General features: G+C 67.8%; 16 protein-coding genes and 1 pseudogene. 11 read left to right on the top strand and 6 right to left on the bottom strand.

The features are described 5' to 3' along the window. Positions 1 to 60 precede the first annotated feature (60 nt). The 5 genes and pseudogenes from dapE to map form a co-directional block, all read right to left on the bottom strand. Positions 61 to 1,203 (bottom strand): succinyl-diaminopimelate desuccinylase, encoded by a 1,143-nt coding sequence (gene dapE / locus IB223_RS05290; RefSeq protein WP_192200593.1) that lies wholly within the window; start codon positions 1,201 to 1,203, stop codon positions 61 to 63. Beyond that, positions 1,200 to 1,562: an arsenate reductase gene (locus tag IB223_RS05285; RefSeq protein WP_192200592.1), complete on the bottom strand. Its 363-nt coding sequence runs from the start codon at positions 1,560 to 1,562 to the stop codon at positions 1,200 to 1,202. Before IB223_RS05285 ends, dapE begins: the two co-directional genes overlap by 4 nt. A gap of 3 nt (positions 1,563 to 1,565) precedes the next feature. Next, positions 1,566 to 2,393 (bottom strand): annotated as a pseudogene (gene dapD / locus IB223_RS05280) (2,3,4,5-tetrahydropyridine-2,6-dicarboxylate N-succinyltransferase); the annotation flags it as partial. 46 nt (positions 2,394 to 2,439) lie between these two features. Further along, positions 2,440 to 5,034 (bottom strand): [protein-PII] uridylyltransferase, encoded by a 2,595-nt coding sequence (gene glnD / locus IB223_RS05275; protein WP_343227168.1) that lies wholly within the window; start codon positions 5,032 to 5,034, stop codon positions 2,440 to 2,442. Between the two features lie 44 nt (positions 5,035 to 5,078). Then, on the bottom strand, positions 5,079 to 5,855 hold the full coding sequence (gene map, locus IB223_RS05270) for a type I methionyl aminopeptidase (protein ID WP_192200590.1): 777 nt from the start codon (positions 5,853 to 5,855) through the stop codon (positions 5,079 to 5,081). A gap of 321 nt (positions 5,856 to 6,176) precedes the next feature. Between map and rpsB the strand changes: the two genes are divergently transcribed. The 3 genes from rpsB to IB223_RS05255 all read left to right on the top strand — a co-directional run bounded on the left by rpsB (position 6,177) and on the right by IB223_RS05255 (position 9,767). Beyond that, a complete protein-coding gene (gene rpsB / locus IB223_RS05265; RefSeq protein WP_192200589.1) occupies positions 6,177 to 6,980 on the top strand; it encodes a 30S ribosomal protein S2 in 804 nt (267 codons plus the stop codon). A 195-nt stretch (positions 6,981 to 7,175) separates the two neighbouring features. Further along, a complete protein-coding gene (gene tsf / locus IB223_RS05260) occupies positions 7,176 to 8,054 on the top strand; it encodes a translation elongation factor Ts (protein WP_192200588.1) in 879 nt (292 codons plus the stop codon). Between the two features lie 219 nt (positions 8,055 to 8,273). Continuing rightward, a complete protein-coding gene (locus IB223_RS05255) occupies positions 8,274 to 9,767 on the top strand; it encodes a GGDEF domain-containing protein (protein ID WP_192200587.1) in 1,494 nt (497 codons plus the stop codon). A 12-nt stretch (positions 9,768 to 9,779) separates the two neighbouring features. Here the strand turns inward: IB223_RS05255 and IB223_RS05250 are convergent, their stop codons facing one another. Next, positions 9,780 to 10,475, bottom strand: coding sequence for an AIM24 family protein (locus tag IB223_RS05250; RefSeq protein WP_192200586.1), 696 nt, complete (start codon positions 10,473 to 10,475; stop codon positions 9,780 to 9,782). A gap of 65 nt (positions 10,476 to 10,540) precedes the next feature. Between IB223_RS05250 and IB223_RS05245 the strand changes: the two genes are divergently transcribed. The 8 genes from IB223_RS05245 to rseP all read left to right on the top strand — a co-directional run bounded on the left by IB223_RS05245 (position 10,541) and on the right by rseP (position 17,660). After that, a complete protein-coding gene (locus IB223_RS05245) occupies positions 10,541 to 10,897 on the top strand; it encodes a cupin domain-containing protein (protein ID WP_192200585.1) in 357 nt (118 codons plus the stop codon). A 52-nt stretch (positions 10,898 to 10,949) separates the two neighbouring features. Then, a complete protein-coding gene (pyrH, locus tag IB223_RS05240) occupies positions 10,950 to 11,675 on the top strand; it encodes a UMP kinase (protein ID WP_192200584.1) in 726 nt (241 codons plus the stop codon). Positions 11,676 to 11,903: 228 nt separating this feature from the next. Next, the gene (locus tag IB223_RS05235; RefSeq protein ID WP_192200583.1) at positions 11,904 to 12,833 is read left to right on the top strand and encodes a cation diffusion facilitator family transporter; all 930 of its coding nucleotides are present in this window, start codon (positions 11,904 to 11,906) and stop codon (positions 12,831 to 12,833) included. Positions 12,834 to 12,910: 77 nt separating this feature from the next. Continuing rightward, a complete protein-coding gene (gene frr / locus IB223_RS05230; RefSeq protein WP_142123811.1) occupies positions 12,911 to 13,468 on the top strand; it encodes a ribosome recycling factor in 558 nt (185 codons plus the stop codon). An 8-nt stretch (positions 13,469 to 13,476) separates the two neighbouring features. After that, positions 13,477 to 14,235 carry a polyprenyl diphosphate synthase gene (gene uppS / locus IB223_RS05225; protein WP_192200582.1) on the top strand — a complete coding sequence of 253 codons (759 nt, stop codon included), beginning with the start codon at positions 13,477 to 13,479 and terminating at the stop codon, positions 14,233 to 14,235. After that, complete coding sequence (locus IB223_RS05220; RefSeq protein WP_192200581.1) at positions 14,232 to 15,092, top strand: phosphatidate cytidylyltransferase; 861 nt, start codon at positions 14,232 to 14,234, stop codon at positions 15,090 to 15,092. The genes uppS and IB223_RS05220 overlap by 4 nt, the downstream gene beginning before the upstream one ends. Positions 15,093 to 15,094: 2 nt before the next feature. Next, positions 15,095 to 16,282: a 1-deoxy-D-xylulose-5-phosphate reductoisomerase gene (gene dxr / locus IB223_RS05215; RefSeq protein WP_192200580.1), complete on the top strand. Its 1,188-nt coding sequence runs from the start codon at positions 15,095 to 15,097 to the stop codon at positions 16,280 to 16,282. Positions 16,283 to 16,295: 13 nt separating this feature from the next. Beyond that, positions 16,296 to 17,660 carry an RIP metalloprotease RseP gene (rseP, locus tag IB223_RS05210; protein ID WP_192200579.1) on the top strand — a complete coding sequence of 455 codons (1,365 nt, stop codon included), beginning with the start codon at positions 16,296 to 16,298 and terminating at the stop codon, positions 17,658 to 17,660. Positions 17,661 to 17,692 lie beyond the last annotated feature (32 nt).

Raw genomic sequence — 17,692 nt, 5'->3', positions numbered from 1 at the left:
CGGTCCCGCCGCCGCTTGGCAACTGTTTCATCCGAAAGCGAACGGCGGCGCGCACATGCCTCAGGGCGCGCGCGCCGACAGCATCAGCCGTTCGACCAGGGCCTGGTACAGGCCCGGCAGCGCCTCCAGGTCCGTGATGCGCACATGCTCGTCGACCTTGTGGATGCTGGCGTTGACCGGCCCGACCTCGATGCACTCCGCACCCAGCGGCGCGATGAAGCGCGCATCGGACGTGCCGCCCGCCGTGCTTTCCTCCGGCGGCGCACCAGCGAACTCGCCCAGCACCGCGCGCGCCGTGGCGCGCAGGTGGCCTTCGGGCGTGTAGAACGGCTCGCCACCGCGATGCCACTGCACGCGGTAGTCGAGGCCGTGCCGCTGGAAGATGGCTTCGATCTCCTGCTCCAGCTTCTCCGCCGTCCAGCTGGGATTGAAGCGCAGGTTGAACACCACCTGCAGTTCGCCCGGAATGACATTGCTGGCACCGGTACCGGAATGGATGTTGGAAATCTGCAGGCTGGTCGGCGGAAAAGTCTCGTAGCCTTCGTCCCACTGCCGCGCCGCCAGTTCATCCAGCGCCGGCAACGCCTTGTGGATCGGATTGAGCGCCTTGTGCGGATACGCCACGTGTCCCTGCACGCCGCGCACGGTCAGTGTCGCGGTCAGCGTGCCGCGCCGCCCCACGCGCAACAAGTCGCCCAGCCCATCCTTCGACGACGGTTCGCCGGTGATGCACCAGTCGATCTTCTGGCCTCGTTCGCGAAACAGCGCGGCGACCTTCTTCACCCCATCGTGCGCGTCGCCTTCCTCGTCAGAGGTGACCAGCAGCGCCACCGTGCCGGGATGGTCCGGATGCGCGTCGACGAACCGCTCCAGCGCGATCGTGCACGCGGCCACGCTGCATTTCATGTCGGCGGTACCACGGCCATACAGCACGCCATCGCGGATGGTGGGCACGAAGGGATCGCTGGTCCACGCGTCCAGCGGCCCGGGAGGCACGACATCGGTGTGCCCGAGCAGCACCAGCACCGGCGAGCCGGCGCCATGCGTGGCCCAGAGATTGTCGGTGTCGCCGAAGCGCAGGTGTTCGCAGTGGAAACCGGCCTGGCCCAACCGCGTCGCCAGCACCTGCTGGCAACCTGCGTCATCCGGCGTCACCGAATGGCGGCGGATCAGTTCGCTGGAGAGTTCGACGACATCGCTCACGCACCGGCTCCGAAGATCTTCTTGAACCCATTGTCGCTGAAGCCCTGTGAAAACCCGTCTTCACCCGTGATCACCACCGGGCGGCGGATCAGCTGCGGATACTCCTTCAGCAGCAACTTCCACTCCGCATCGGAGCCAGGTGCCTTGCGGTTGTCCGGCAACTGGCGCCAGGTCGTCGAGGACTTGTTGATCAGCGCATCCCAGCCGCCCGCCTTGTCCGCCCAGCCCTTCAGCGTCTCGGGCGACTGCCGGCTGTCGCGGTAGTCGACGAACGTGTACGCGACGCCGAAGCGGTCCAGCCACTTCATCGCCTTCCTGCAGGTGTCGCAGTTCTTCAAACCGTAGAGCGTCGTCGCCATCGCTCAGTCCGCCAACCCGCGCAGCAGTTCGTTGACGCTGGTCTTGCTGCGGGTCTTCTCGTCGACCTGCTTGACGATCACCGCGCAGTACAGCGAGTGCGAGCCGTCGGCAGCCGGCAGCGATCCGGACACCACCACGCTGCCCGGCGGCACGTAACCGTAGGTGATTTCCTTCGTCGCGCGGTTGTAGATGCGGGTGGACTGGCCGATGAACACGCCCATGCCGATCACGCTGTGGTGGCCGATCACCACGCCCTCGACGACTTCCGAGCGCGCACCGATGAAGCAATGGTCCTCGATGATGGTCGGGCTGGCCTGCAACGGCTCCAGCACGCCGCCGATGCCGGCGCCACCGGACAGGTGGCAGTGCTTGCCGATCTGCGCGCAGGAACCGACGGTCGCCCAGGTGTCGACCATCGTGCCTTCGCCCACGTACGCCCCGATGTTGACGAAACTCGGCATCAGCACCACGTCCTTGCCGAAGTATGTGCCGCGGCGCGCGATGGCGCCCGGCACCACGCGCACGCCGAGCTTGCGGAAATCGTTCTCGTCGAACGCACCGAAGCGCGCCTCGACCTTGTCCCAGAACGGCGCGGGATAGGCTTCGACCAGTTCCATCTCGTTGACGCGGAAATACAGCAGCACGGCCTTCTTCAGCCACTCGTTGACCTTCCAGCCACCCTTGCCGTCGGGCTCGGCCACGCGCAGTTTTCCGCTCTCCAGGCCCTCGATCGCCAGCTCGACGGCGGTGCGGGTGGAACCCTCGATCTCGGCCGGCGTCAGCTCGGCCCGGCGCTCGAACGCGCTCTCGATGGTGGACTTCAGTTCTTCGTTCTTGCTGGCTTTGCGGGTCATCAAAGGTCCTGCTGGGTTCTGCTCAGGTGGGAGTATCAAGACCGGCGCGCAGCGCATCGCGCAGCGCGTCCTGCTGGGAAGCGTCGGTGAGCGGCTGGTCGTGTTCGTCGGTGATCTGGAACACGTCTTCCGCGCGCTCGCCGAACGTGGCGATGCGCGCGTCGTGCACGCGCAGGCCCTGCCGGCGCAGCACCTGGGCCACGTCCGACAGCAGTCCCGGGCGGTCAGGCGCGACCAGGCCGAGGATGGTCCTGCGCCCGTCCGGCGTGGTGCCGAACTCGATGCGCGGTGCGAAGCGGAAATGCTTGAGCTGGCGCGGCACGGCGCGCCGGGACGTACGCACGCTGTCCAGCGGCCGCGCGAGCGCGTCGCCCAGGCCGCGCGCCACCTCGACGGGATCGCGCGGCGCATAGGCATCGGCCGGCAGGACTTCGAACGTATCGAAGACGGTGCCCTGGGGCCCCACCAGCACGCGCGCCTGGTGAATCGCGAAGCCCATGCGGTCGAGCGTGGCGAGGATCGCGGCAAACAGGCCGTCGCGGTCGGGCGAATGCACGAACACTTCCATCGCGTCCGCGTCATCGGCGATGCGGCGTGCGCGCACCCGCGTCTCGCCAGGCATCGCGCCACGGATGGCCTGTGCCTGCCAGGCCAATTGTTCCGGACGGAAGCGCAGGAAACTCTCTTCAGGCATGGTCGCGAACAAGGCATCCGCCTGGGCGGCCGCCATGCCCTGCACTTCCAGCAGCGCACGCACGCTTCCGCGCGCTTCGTCGAGACGCTCGTCCACGGCGACCGGATTCTCCAGCCCTTCCCGCAACACGCGCCGCGCAGCGAAGTACAGATCGGCGAGCAGCCGGTCCTTCCATGCATTCCAGAGCTTGGGGCTGGTGCCAGCGATGTCCGCGCAGGTCAGCAGGTAGAGATAGTCCAGCCGCTCGCGGTCTCCGACCAGCGTGGCGAAGGCGTGGATGACGTCCGGGTCGGAAATATCCTGCTTCTGCGCCGTCACCGACATGCGCAGGTGCTGTTCCACCAGCCACGCGACCAGCGCGGTGTCCGCCTCGCTGAGCCCGTGCGCCACGCAGAACTCGCGTGCATCCACGGCGCCCAGTTCCGAGTGATCGCCACCGCGCCCCTTGGCGATGTCATGGAACAGGCCGGCGAGCAGGAGCAGTTCGGGCTTGCGCAGGCGTGGCCAGACTTCGTGCGCGATGGAGAAGCGATCGTCGGCGCGGCCGGCGGCGAATGCGGCGATGTTCCGCAGCACCATCAAGGTGTGCTGGTCCACCGTGTAGACATGGAACAGGTCGAACTGCATGCGCCCCGACACGCGGGCGAACGCAGGGATCCACTGCCCCAGCACGCCCAGGCGCGCCATGCGGGTCAGCGTTTCCACCGCGCGCGGGCCGCGCAGCAGCGCCATGAAGGCATCACGCTGCAGCCGGTCGGCCGCCGGGTACGCCGGCAGCCTGGGCAGCGACTCCGCCAGCGCACGCGCCGTGCGCGAATGCAGACCACGGATCTGCGGGTGCGCCGCCCATGTCGCGAACAACGCGAACACCTGAGCGACATCGTCCCCGGGCCAGGCGACCTCGCGCGCGGCCAGATACCCCCGGCGCAGCGCAAAGCGCTCGTCCAGCGGTTCGGGCAATGCCTCGCCATCGAACTGTTCCTCGAAGCGCTGCAGCAGACGGTCGCTGATCCGGCGCACGATGGCGGCACTGCGGTAGAAGCCCTGCATCATCTTCTCGACGCCCAGGCTTCCCGCGTCATCGGCAAAACCAAGACGCTGCGCCAGCGTCTTCTGGTAATCGAAGCGAAGGCGCTCCTCGGGGCGCCCTGCCACGCGATGCAGGCCATAACGCAGGCGACCCAGCGCACGCCGCTCGCGCGCGAGCGCGAGGGCTTCGTCCTGGCCCAGGTGGCCCAGGCCTACCAGCGGCTCGAGGTCGCGCACGCCGAACGTGCGCAGCGCCATCCAGCCCAGCGTGTGCAGGTCGCGCAACCCGCCCGGGCCTTCCTTGATGTTGGGTTCGAGATTGTCGGACGTGTCGCCGAAGCGTGCGTGGCGGATGCGCAGCTCCTCGCGCTTGGCGACGAAGAAATCACGCGGCGGCCAGACCCTGGCCGGACCGATGGCGTCGATCAGCAGGCCTTCGTCCACGGGTTCGCCAACGATCAGCCGCTCCTCGATCAGCGCGGTCAGCACGCTCTGGTCGGCGGCGGCTGCGGCCGTGCATTCGCTCGCCGAGCGCACGCTGTGGCTGATCGGCAGGCCGGCATCCCAGAGCATCGCGAAGAAGCGCGCCACGGCATCGTGGTGGGCCTGCTGCACATCGGATGCGGCCAGCACCAGCACGTCGACGTCGGATTGGGGAAACAGTTCGCCGCGCCCGTATCCGCCCACCGCGAACAGCGCCATCGGCGCATCCTCGGGGATGCAGCGCAGCCAGGCGTCCTTCAGCAGGTGGTCGACCGCCCGCGCGCGCAGCGCGAGGATGCGGTCCATGCCGTCGTCCTGGTCGAAGCGCTTGTCCAGCCGCGCATCGGTGTGGCCGAGCGAGGCGCGCGCCGCCGCCGACCAGGCCGCGTCATCGGCGACGTCCGGGCCGATGTCCGGAAGCCGCGTCGCGTGTCCGTTCGCGGCTGTCGTGGTGCTCACAGGTCGTTGTCGTCGCCCGGCACGCGGGTCAGGATCTCGACGCCGTCCTCGGTCACCGCCACCGTGTGCTCCCACTGCGCGGACAGCTTGCGGTCCTTGGTGACCACGGTCCAGCCGTCGGGCAGCACGCGGGTGTGGCGCGCGCCCTCATTGATCATCGGCTCGATGGTGAAGGTCATGCCGGGCTTCAGCACCACGCCCTCGCCGGGGCGGCCGTAGTGCAGCACCTGCGGCTCGTCGTGGTAGACCTTGCCGATGCCGTGGCCGCAGTACTCGCGCACCACGCTGAAGCGCTCGGCTTCAGCGTACTGCTGGATCGCGTGGCCCACGTCACCCAGGGTGGCGCCCGGCTTCACTGCGCGGATGCCACGGAACATGGCTTCGCGGGTGGTGTCCACCAGCCGCTTCGCCATCACCGACGGGGTGCCGACGATGTACATGCGGCTGGTGTCGCCGTGCCAGCCGTCCTTGATGACGGTGACGTCGATGTTGAGGATGTCGCCATCCTTGAGCACCTTCGCTTCGCTCGGGATGCCATGGCAGATGACGTTGTTGACCGAGGTGCAGACCGTCGCCGGGAAGCCCTTGTAGCCCACGTTGGCCGGGATGGCTTTCTGCACGTTGACGATGTGATCGTGGCAGATGCGGTCCAGTTCGGCGGTGGTCACGCCCGGCTTCACGTGCGGGGCGACCACTTGCAGCACTTCGGCGGCCAGGCGGCCGGCGATGCGCATCTGGGCGAGGTCTTCGGGAGTCTTGAGCTGGATGGCCATTGGCCGATTATCCCCCATTTGACGCCCGGGCTGAACGGCCGGGGCCCACTTCCCAGGGTGACAGGACGGGGCCGGTTTGCGGCGAGAGGGGTAAGACCGCTATACTCCCGCGGCTTCGCGCCCGGGTTCGCCCGGCCGGACCGCCCACGTCGGGCGACACCGACGAATCCACACCTGCTGCCCCAACCCGTGCCGGGGTGCCCTTCGCTGAAGGGTTCGGACACGGAAGCCGCAGGGAGGCCCAACCCCGGAACCCCGCCCTCACCGGCGCCGTCCTCCATTGAACCGGACGGTGGGTTCCCCTTCGATGGAGTCACTGCAATGCCCCAAGTCACCATGCGCCAGATGCTGGAAGCCGGCGTCCATTTCGGCCACCAGACCCGCTACTGGAACCCCAAGATGGCGCCGTACATCTTCGGCGCCCGCGGCAAGATCCACATCATCAACCTCGAGAAGACCGTTCCGCTGTTCAACGACGCGATGAACTTCATCTCGGGCGTCGCGCAGAAGCGCGGCACCATCCTCTTCCTGGGCACCAAGCGCAGCGCGCGTGAGGCCGTGAAGGAAGAAGCCGAGCGTTGCGGCATGCCGTTCATGACCCAGCGCTGGCTGGGCGGCACGCTGACCAACTTCGCCACCGTGAAGAAGTCGGTCGCCCGCCTGAAGGAACTGGAAGCCGCCGAAACCGACGGCACGTTCGAGAAGCTGGTCAAGCACGAAGTGCTGGGCCTGCGCCGCGAGCGCGAGAAGCTGCTGGCCTCGCTGGGCGGCATCAAGGAAATGAACCGCCTGCCGGACGCGCTGTTCGTCATCGACATCGGCCATGAAGACATCGCCATCAAGGAAGCCAAGAAGCTCGGCATCCCGGTGATCGCGGTGGTCGACTCCAACTACGACCCGGCCCTGGTCGACTACGCCATCCCCGGCAACGACGACGCCATCCGCGCCGTGCAGCTGTACGCCCGCGCCGCCGCCGACGCCGTGCTGGAAGGCAAGGCCGCCCAGCCGAACGCCGCCAGCGTGCGCGAGGAAGAGTTCGCCGACGGTGGCGACGACAAGGGTGCCCGTCGCGCCCCGGCCAAGAAGGCCGCCAGCAAGAAATCCGACGAAGCCGCCGCCGAGTAATCCGGCTGCAATGCCGCCGCGCCATGCTGCGCGGCGGCCCATGTTCCGCCTTCTCCCATCGGGAGAAGGTGCCCGAAGGGCGGATGAGGGTACGGAGCACGTCGACGCTGCATGCATCGCGACTCCGCCGCACCCTCACCCCAACCCCTCTTCCGACGGGAGAGGGGCTTTGCCAATCCAAATAGAGGTAATCCCGTGGAAATCACCGCTTCCCTGGTCAAGGAACTGCGCGAGCGCACTGGCGCCGGCATGATGGAGTGCAAGAAGGCGCTCACCGAGAACAACGCCGACATCGACGCCGCGGCCGAGTGGCTGCGCAAGTCGGGCCTGGCCAAGGCCGACAAGAAGGCCGACCGCGTCACCGCCGAAGGCCGCGTGGCCGTGGCCCAGGACGGCGGCAAGGCCGTGCTGGTCGAGATCAACTCCGAGACCGACTTCGTCGCCAAGGATGCCAACTTCATCGCCTTCACCGACGCCATCGCGCAGGCCGCGCTGACCTCGGGTGCCGCCGATGTGGAAGCGCTGAAGAGCGCCAAGCTGGCCTCGGGCGAGACCGTCGAGGAAGCCCGCGCCGCCGCCATCGCCAAGCTGGGCGAGAACATGCAGATCCGTCGCCTGGTGTCGATCGACAGCGCCAACAACGTCGCGGCCTACGTGCACGGCGGCAAGATCGGCGTGCTGGTCGAGGTCAAGGGTGGCGATGCCGAACTGGCCCGCGGCCTGGCGATGCACATCGCCGCGATGAACCCGCCGCACAACAAGGCCGCCGACGTGCCGGCCGAGTTCGTGGCGAAGGAAAAGGAAATCGAACTGGCCAAGATGTCGGACAAGGACAAGGCCAAGCCGGCCGACATCCTGGAGAAGATCATCTCGGGCAAGATCAACAAGATCGTCAACGAAGTGACCCTGTACGGCCAGCCGTACGTGCTGGACAGCGACAAGTCGGTCGAGCAGGTCGTGAAGGCCGCCGGCGCCGACGTGGTCGGCTTCCAGCGCCTGGTGGTCGGCGAAGGCATCGAGAAGGTGGTGGAAGACTACGCCGCCGAAGTCATGAAGCAGGCCGGCCTGGCGTAAGCCTTTCCGCTCCGCTTCGACGGAAAAGCCGCGGGGAACCGCGGCTTTTTTGTTGCCCGCGTAGCGGGCGGGAGCGGATGCCGTCGCGCACGCCGTGACCGTTGGTCGACTACGCCTCAAGTTTGCACGTTCCGTGCCGAAACTGGTTTCAAACGTGACACTTCGTCGCGCATTGCTGGCATCCTGCCGGCAATTCCCACTTGCGTGGCCCGCACCCGGATGCGTCCCGAACTCGAAGCCCAGCTGCTGAATTGCCGCAATCTGCCCAGCCCGCCCGGCGTTGCATTGCGGATCATCGAGCTCGCGCAGGATCCGGACGTGGTGATGGCGACGGCCGCCGATGCGATCGGGCTGGATGCGGCATTGAGCGCGCGCATGCTGCGCATCGCCAACTCCCCGCTCTACGCCAGTCGCCGCAGGGTGGAAAACCTTTCGCAGGCGCTCACGGTGCTGGGCCTGAATGCCACCCTGACGCTGGCACTGGGGTTCTCCCTGTCACGCTGCGGCAGCGGCACCCATCCTGCCGCGCAGGAGCGCGTCTGGCGTCGCAGCGTCATCGCCGCGCTGGCCAGCCGGGTGCTGGGCCAGCGTGCCGGCATCAGCAAGGTGGAAGAGCTGATGCTGGCCGGGCTGCTGCAGGACATCGGCGTGCTGGCCCTGCTGGAAGTCCTGGGCGATGACTATGCGCGGCTGGTCGAACGCGCCGTGGGCAATGCCGAACTGCTGGCCGCCGAGCGCGACTGGCTGGGGTGCGACCACGCCACGGTGGGCGGGTGGTTGGCGCGGCAGTGGAACCTGCCGGCGCTGTTGAGGGAAGCGATCATCGAGAGCGAGATGCCCGCGTCGGACACCCCGTTCAATGCGTGCGTGGCCGTGTCCGGCCACATTGCCGACATCTGGCTGGCGGGAATGGACCAAGCGCGGACGGAGGATGCGCATCGCCATGCGGCGATGCAGGCCGCCACGCGGCTCGGGATCGACTACCCGGGGTTCCTCGCCCTGACCGAGGAGATGCTCGTGGCGCTGCCCGAGGTCTACGCATTGTTCGACGTACCCCCCGCCCCACCGGCCCGCATCCAGGCTTTGCTGGACCAGGCACGCGAGCTGCTGGTCGTGCGCAACCTGCGCGAAATCCAGGACGCGGCGCGCGCCCGCAAGGAAGCCAACGAGCACGAAGACCGTGCGCGCCGGCTGGCGGAGGAGGTGCGGCGCGACCCGCTGACCGGGGCCTACAACCGCAGCCAGCTGGAAGAAGTGCTCGAGAAGGAGTTCGATGCCGCCACGCGGCACGGCTGGCCGCTGTCGATCGCCTTCATCGACCTGGACGACTTCAAACAGGTCAATGACCGCTGGGGGCACTTGGTCGGCGATGAAGTGCTGCGCAATTTCGCCAAGGCGCTGATGCGGCAGGTGCGCGGCAGCGACATCGTCGCCCGCTATGGCGGCGAGGAATTCCTGGTGGTTTTGCCGGGCATCGGCGAAGAGGCCGCCGCCCAGGTCGTGCGACGCATCCTGTCGGAGGTGGCCGGCGTGGCGATGGCCGATGTCGACGGCCAGCCACTGCACATCACCTTCTCGGCCGGGCTGGCCACGCAGGGTGCACTGGAACAGTTCCGCCACGTCGATGACCTGCTTCGCGCGGCGGATGAAGCGCTGTATGGCGCCAAGCGCGAAGGCCGCAACCGGGTATCGGTCGGCGCCATCGGCCCCTGACAGGCCCCGTGGCTACTGCCTCGGTTGCAGCGCCACTTCTTCGTAAGGCTGTACCACCACCCAGCCGTCGCCCGCGAAACGCAACTGGATGCTCTCGCCCGAGCCGCGGCCCAGCAGGGTGCCGAGCGAAATATCGGTGATGATCTCCGGCGTCAATCCGCCCGACCATGCCACCGTGGCATTCGGGTCGGTGAACACGGGCCCGGTCTGCGCGTTCACCGGCAGCGTGAGGGGTTCGTAGTGCGACGTGATGGCGACGATGCCGTGTCCGCTCAGGCGTACGTTGAACAGCCCTCCCGACAGCATCCCGGCGACCTTGCGCATCATCGTGATCCGGCTCTCGATGCTGGCCTCCACCGCAAGCACATCGTTGCCGTTGACGAAGATCGATTCCCCCGCGAGACGCAGCAGCGTGATCCGCTTGCCGGCATCGGCCAGGTAGACACGCCCCTGCCCTTCGATCTTCATCAGTTGCATGCCTTCGCCACTGACGGCCTTCTTCAGCAGGTTCCCCAAACCCTGTTCCAGCATGCCCTGACGGGTGAACTTCACGCTGCCCTTGCGCGCGACCATCGCGCCGGCCTTGGCCCAGACCAGACCGTTCAACCGGACTTCCAGCAGATGCGGGCTTTCCAGTTCGAATGCGTCGGCCGTCGCATCCTTTTCCTTCGATGATGCGAGGAATTCCTGCAGGGTGCGCACGCTCATGTCCGTTCCTTGATGGATGGCGGGAAGGAGCGCCATCATATCCGCCCCGGCCGCAGGTCCCACCCATGTCCCGCATCGTTCCCGTGCCACACACGCTGGAGGCGGCTGCGCGAGCGCCCATTGCCGCCGAGCGACTGATCCGTGGGCGCCCCCTGCAGGCGGTCGAGAACGCCTACTCCACCCGGGATGACCGTTTCCATTGCGGCGTATGGGAAGGCGATGTGGGCGCATGGCGGGTGCACTACACCGAGCACGAGTTCTGCCACCTGCTCAGCGGGCGCGTCCGCCTGCGCAGCGATGATGGCGAGGACATCGTGCTGGAAGCGGGCCAGAGTTTCGTCGTGCCCGCAGGGTTCACCGGCACGTGGGAGGTGCTGGAAACCGCGCGCAAACTGTATTCGATCTACGAACCCGGCGACTGAAGCGACGCGCTCGGCTAGAATTGCCGCGGTTTCCCCACGCCGAGAACTCACCATGCCCGCCCCCCTGGTCTATCGCCGCATCCTGCTCAAACTGTCCGGCGAGGCACTGATGGGGGCCGAGGATTACGGCATCGACCCGGCCGTGATCGGCCGCATCGCGCGCGAGATCATCGAAGCCCGCGACGCGGGAGCCGAGGTGGGCCTGGTAATCGGCGGCGGCAACATCTTCCGCGGCGCGGGACTGGCCGCAGGCGGCATGGACCGCGTCACCGGCGACCAGATGGGCATGCTGGCCACGGTCATCAACGCGCTGGCCATGCAGGACGCGCTGGAAAAGCTGGGCGCCAAGTGCCGCGTCATGAGCGCGATCAAGATCAACGACGTGTGCGAGGACTACATCCGCCGCCGCGCCATCCGCCACCTGGAGAAAGGTCGCATCGCGATCTTCGCGGCAGGCACCGGCAACCCGTTCTTCACCACCGATTCCGGCGCCGCCCTGCGCGCCATCGAGATCGGTGCGGACCTGCTGCTGAAGGCCACCAAGGTGGACGGGGTCTACGACAAGGATCCCAGCAAGCACGCCGACGCCAAGCGCTTCGACCAGCTGACCTACGACGATGTCATCGCGCGCAACCTGCAGGTGATGGATACCGCCGCGTTCGCCCTGTGCCGCGACAGCGACGTGCCGCTGCGCATCTACGACCTGTCCGTGCCCGGCAACCTGATGCGGATCCTGCGCGGCGAACATGTCGGCACCCTGGTGAAAGGGCGCGGCTGAGCTCCCTGTGGGCGGGGGGCTTCGGCCCCTACACGGCGGACAGAACGCCGCGAGGCTCGAATGCGAATGTGGCAGCGCTTTCCACCGCCATCCGGTCTGCACGGCGCGCAATCGCGTGCGCCGGAACGCGGGCAGGGTGCGGTTGGGGCTGAAGACCTTTCCGCAGGGCGTGTCCCTTCGCTTGCTGTAATAGTGTCCGGCCAGCCCCGGCCGGCACCCTAGTCCACCATGGGACACGGACACCACCACGGTCACGGGCCACACGCCCACCCGCACGCGTCGGCGACGCGCACTTTCGCCTGGGTCACGCTGATCAACCTGGCGTACACCGCGCTCGAAGCCGGTTACGGCTTCCATACCAATTCGCTGGCGCTGCTGTCCGATGCCCTGCACAACCTCGGCGACGTGCTGGGACTGGCGCTGGCGTGGAGTGCCGCCGCCCTGGCGAGGCGCGCACCGCGTGGCCGGCACACCTACGGCTGGCGTCGCGCCACCCTGCTCTCCCCGCTCGCCAACGCGGTGCTGCTGGTGGTCTTCTCCGGTGCGCTGGGCTGGGAGGCCTTCCGGCGCTTCAGCGCGCCGCCGGAGATCCCGGCCACACCCGTCATCGTGGTGGCGGCGCTGGGCATCCTGGTCAACCTGGGCGCCGCGTGGCTGGTGAAGGACGGGCACGCCCACGACTTGAACAAGCGTGGCGCCTTCCTGCACCTGATGGCGGATGCCGCGGTGTCGCTGGCCGCCGTGCTTGCCGGCGTGGGCATGGCCACGCTGGGGTGGGCATGGCTGGACCCGGCCACGGCGCTGCTGATCGCGGTGGTGGTCGCCGTGGGCTCGTGGGGCTTGCTGCGCGACAGTTTCGATGCCGCGATGGACGCCGTGCCGCCGAGCATCGACCCGGTCGAAGTCGGCGCGTTCCTGAAGGCCCGGCCCGGCGTGTCGGCCGTGCACCACCTGCACATCTGGTCGCTGGGCGCGGGCGAGATCGCATTGACCGCCCACCTGGTACGGGCGCGCGAAGACGACCACGATGCCTTCATCGACGCCACCGTGCATGCGCTGGACCACACCTTCGGCATCAACCACGCCACCCTGCAGATCGAACGCGGCGCGGTATGCGGCCATGACCTGCACGATGCGGCGCCGCATCATTCCCACTGAACGGCGTGCGGACGGTCGGCAACGGCACCGAATCGCCCTATAATCGGTCGTTTACAGGCTTTGCAACGGAAAGGGCGATGCTCAACGACATCAAGAAAGACGCGCAGGCGCGCATGACCAAGAGCATCGAGGCGCTCCGCCACACGCTGGTGAAGGTCCGCACCGGACGCGCTTCCACTGCCTTGGTCGAGCACCTGAAGGTCAACTACTACGGATCGGACATGCCGCTGAGCCAGGTCGCCACCGTGACCGTCTCCGACTCCCGCTCGCTCACGATCACGCCGTGGGAAAAGCAGATGGTCAGCGCGGTCGAGAAGGCCATCCTGGCATCCGACCTGGGCCTGACCCCGAATACCGCCGGCACCACCATCCGCCTGAACCTGCCGGCGCTGACCGAAGAACGCCGCAAGGAGCTCTCCAAGGTCGTCCATGGCGAAGGCGAGGACGCGAAGGTGGCGATCCGCAACATCCGCCGCGATGCCAACCAGCAGGTCAAGGACCTGTTGAAGGACAAGCAGATCACCGAAGACGAAGAGCGCCGGACCGAAGACGAGATCCAGAAGCTCACCGACAAGTCCATCAAGGACGTCGACGACGTGGTCAAGGCCAAGGAACAGGAACTGATGGCGGTCTGAGGACTGCCATGTCCCCTGCCGTCCCCGCGTCCGTGCCCCGCCATCTGGCCGTCATCATGGACGGCAATGGCCGGTGGGCCGAGCGTCGCCGCCGCCCGCGCGTGATCGGCCATCGCGCCGGCGCGCGCGCGGTCAATACCTGCATCGATTTCTGCCTGGAGCGCGGCATCGGCGCGCTGACCCTGTTCGCGTTCTCCAGCGAGAACTGGGGTCGCCCCGAGGAAGAAGTCGGCGCGCTGATGAAGCTGTTCCTCAACGCGCTGGACCGCGAAGTCGACGAACTGCACCGCCGCGAGGTGCGCGTGCGCTTCATCGGCGACCGCGCACGATTCTCCGCCGACATCCGCGCACGCATGGACGCGGCCGAGGCGCTGACCCGCGGCAACACGCGCCTGCACCTCGTCATCGCGGCCAGCTATGGCGGGCGCCAGGACATCGCGCACGCGGCGCGTGCACTGGCCGCCGACGTCGCCGCCGGACGCCTGCGCCCCGAGGACATCGACGAAGCAACGCTCGGCGCCCACGTCGCGCTGGCCGACCTGCCGCCGCCCGACCTCTTCATCCGCACCGGTGGCGACCATCGAATCAGCAATTTCCTGCTGTGGCAGTTGGCCTATACCGAACTCTGGTTCACCGACGTACTGTGGCCCGACCTGGACGCGACGCTGCTGCAGCGCGCCCTGGACGACTTCGCGCAGCGCGAGCGCCGCTTCGGCCTGACCAGCGCGCAGATCGCCAGCGGCACCCACGAGGACACAACCGCATGAGCACGCCCAGCGCCACCCGCACCCGCGTCATCGCAGCGCTGGTGATGGCGCCCTTCGCCATCGGCGCGATCCTGCTGCTGCCCACGTCGTGGCTGGTGATGCTGGCGGCGCTGGTGTTCCTGGTCGGGCTGTGGGAGTGGTTCAAGCTCGCCGAGATCGACGACACCCTGCAGCGCACCGTGCTGCTGACCGCCAACCTGCTGCTGATGGTGCTGCTGGTGTGGGCATCGCGCGGATCGACCGATCTGGTCCCCTTGCGCCTGATGGCCCTCGTGGGCGCGGTGTGGTGGCTGATGGCGCTGCTGTGGCTGCGCTTCTTCCATTTCGCGTCCGATCACGAGACCTGGGCGCGCGTGTTCAAGCTGGCCGCCGGCACGCTGGCCGTGGTGCCCGCCTGGTGCTCGCTGGGCCTGATCCACTCCTCTGAGCCGAACGGACACATCTGGTTGTTCGTCGCGCTGGCCATCGTCTGGGCGGCCGACAGCGGCGCATATTTCGCAGGGCGCCACTTCGGCGGCCGCTGGTTCCGCGGCAGGAAGCTCGCTCCGCGCATCAGCCCCAACAAGACGCTGGAAGGGCTGCTCGGTGGCCTGGCTGCGGGCATGCTGGTGGCGGGCGTCGGTGCACTCATCGCCGGTGTAGACGTGGCGCAGGTGCCCGGCGTGCTGCTGGTGGCGGTGTTCACCGTGCTGTTCTCGGTGGCCGGCGACCTGTTCGAAAGCCTGCTCAAGCGGCATGTCGGCGCCAAGGATTCGGGCGACGTGATCCCCGGCCATGGCGGCGTGCTGGATCGCATCGACGGCGTGCTGGCGGCACTGCCCATCTTCGTGCTGGGCAAGGAAGTCTTCGGATTCTGAGCATGGCCGCGCACGCACAACGCAACGTGGCGGTTCTCGGCGCGACCGGCTCCATCGGAGCATCGACGCTGGATGTCGTCGCGCGCCACCCCGAGCGTTATCGCGCCAGCGTGCTTGCCGCCGGCAGCAGCGTGGATGCGTTGCTTGCGCTGTGCGCCCTGCACCGCCCGGACCATGCCGTCGTCGCCGACGAAAGCCAGTTCGCACGCCTGCGTGACGGCCTGTCCGACGCCGGGCTGCCGACGCGTGCACATGCCGGTGCCGCCGAACTGGATGCGCTGGTGTCCGACCCGGGCTGCGACATTGTCGTCGCCGCCATCGTGGGTGCCGCCGGCCTGTCGTCGACGCTGGCGGCGGCCCGCGCCGGGAAGCGCCTGCTGCTGGCCAACAAGGAGTCGCTCGTCCTCGCCGGTGAGCTGATGACCGCCGCCGCGGATGCCGCTGGCGCCGAGATCATCCCGATCGACAGCGAGCACAACGCGATCTTCCAGTGTCTGCGTTCACGACAGGCTCAGGGCGAGGTCAGCCGCATCGTGCTGACCGCGTCGGGTGGCCCGTTCCGCGGCTGGAGCCGGGCGGCGCTCGGGCAGGTCACGCGCGAACAGGCCGTCGCCCATCCCAAATGGTCGATGGGCCCGAAGATTTCGGTCGACTCGGCGACCCTGATGAACAAGGGGCTGGAACTGATCGAGGCCCATCACCTGTTCGGCGTGGAGCGCGAACGGCTGGACGTGCTGGTGCATCCGCAGAGCCTGGTGCACTCCCTCGTGGAATTCGTCGATGGCTCCACGCTGGCGCAGTTGGGGCTGCCCGACATGCGTACGTCGCTGGCCGTGGGACTGGGCTGGCCGGACAGGATCGCATCGGGCGTGCCCGGCCTGGATCTGTTGCGGCATCCACGGCTGGACTTCGAGGCGCCCGACCTGGATGCCTTTCCCTGCCTGCGGCTGGCCTGGCACGCAATGACGGCCGGCGGCACGGCGCCAGCGGTCCTGAACGCTGCGAACGAAGTCGCAGTTTCAGCCTTTCTTCAGGGCCGGATCGGTTTCCTATCCATTCCTGCGCTGGTCGAGGATGCCCTCGCCGCGTTGCCCGCAACGCCGGCCGATTCGCTGGATGCGCTGCTGGAAGCGGATGCGCAGGCACGCCGAGTTACCGAACGCAACCTCGCAGGCCATCTCTTCCCATGAGCGCCGACATCCGATGAGTGACGTGCTGGGCTCAATCTGGTGGATGATCGTGGCCCTGGGCGTGCTGGTCACGTTCCACGAATTCGGCCACTACTGGGTGGCGCGCCGCTGCGGCGTGAAGGTGCTGCGTTTCTCGGTGGGCTTCGGCAAGCCGCTGTGGTCGCGCCGCGACCGCCACGGCACCGAGTTCGCCATCGCGGCCATCCCGCTGGGCGGCTACGTCAAGATGCTGGACGAGGCCGAGGGCGACGTCCCCGCCGCGCAACAGGACCAGGCTTTCAACCGCAAGTCGGTCTGGCAGCGCATCGCCGTGGTCGCCGCCGGCCCGCTGGCGAACGTCCTGCTCTGCGTCGTCCTGCTGTGGGCCATGTTCGTGCTGGGCAAGCAGGACTACTCGGCCACGCTGGGCAGCGTCAGCGGCATTGCCGCCGATGCGGGCTTCATGCGCGGCGACAGGATCGTCCGGATCGGCGACCGCGTGATCGATACCTGGACCGACGCCTCCATCGTGCTCACCAAGGCCGCCATCGATGGTGATGACGTTCCGGTCGAGGTGGAAACCGCCTCCGGCAGCCAGTTGACCCGCACGCTGCCGCTGTCCCGCCTGCCGGCCGGGTTCGACCAGGAGAACGCCATCGGCCTGAGCGGGCTGGTCTGGCGGCACTGGATGACGCCGGCGGTCATCGGCAAGGTCACTCCAGGCTCGGCCGCCGATGGCGTGCTGCAAGTCGGCGACGTGGTGACGGCCGTGGATGGCCAGCCGGTACACGGCTTCAACGACATCGCCACCGAGGTCGATGCACTGGGCAAGCGCGGAGGCGCGGCCATGATCGAAGTCGACCGTGCCGGCGAGCGCTTGGCCTTCGAACTGGCGCCGCGCCGGACCCGGCATCCCGACGCAGGCCAGGGCGACTACTGGGCCCTGGGCCTGGCGCCTCCCGCGAAGGTGCAGATGCCCGGCTACGACGCCACGCTCCACTACGGCCCGGTCGCCGCCATCCCGGCCGCCCTGCGCGAAACCGGCAAGCTGACCTCGGACTCGCTGGGCATGATCCGCCGGATGCTCACCGGGGACGCCTCGCTGAAGAACGTTTCGGGCCCGATCACCATTGCCCAGGTCGCCAATGTCTCCGCCAAACGCGGGCCGGATTGGTTCCTCTGGTTCCTGGCGGCCATGTCGCTGAGCCTGGCCATCATCAACCTGCTGCCGATCCCCGTCTTGGACGGCGGCCACCTGCTGTATTACCTTATTGAATTGGTCAAGGGCAGCCCCTTGAGCGAGCGCCACATGGTGGCCGGACAATATATGGGCCTGGCCGCACTGGCGGGCCTGATGGGATTGGCGTTCTACAACGACATCCTGCGTCTGGTGACCTGATGCCCCTGAACTTTCCCGGGCAGGCCCGCTCC

Source organism: Pseudoxanthomonas sp. PXM03, from assembly GCF_014852005.1.
Lineage (GTDB): Bacteria > Pseudomonadota > Gammaproteobacteria > Xanthomonadales > Xanthomonadaceae > Pseudoxanthomonas_A.
This window is presented reverse-complemented; position numbering and strand designations above follow the sequence as displayed.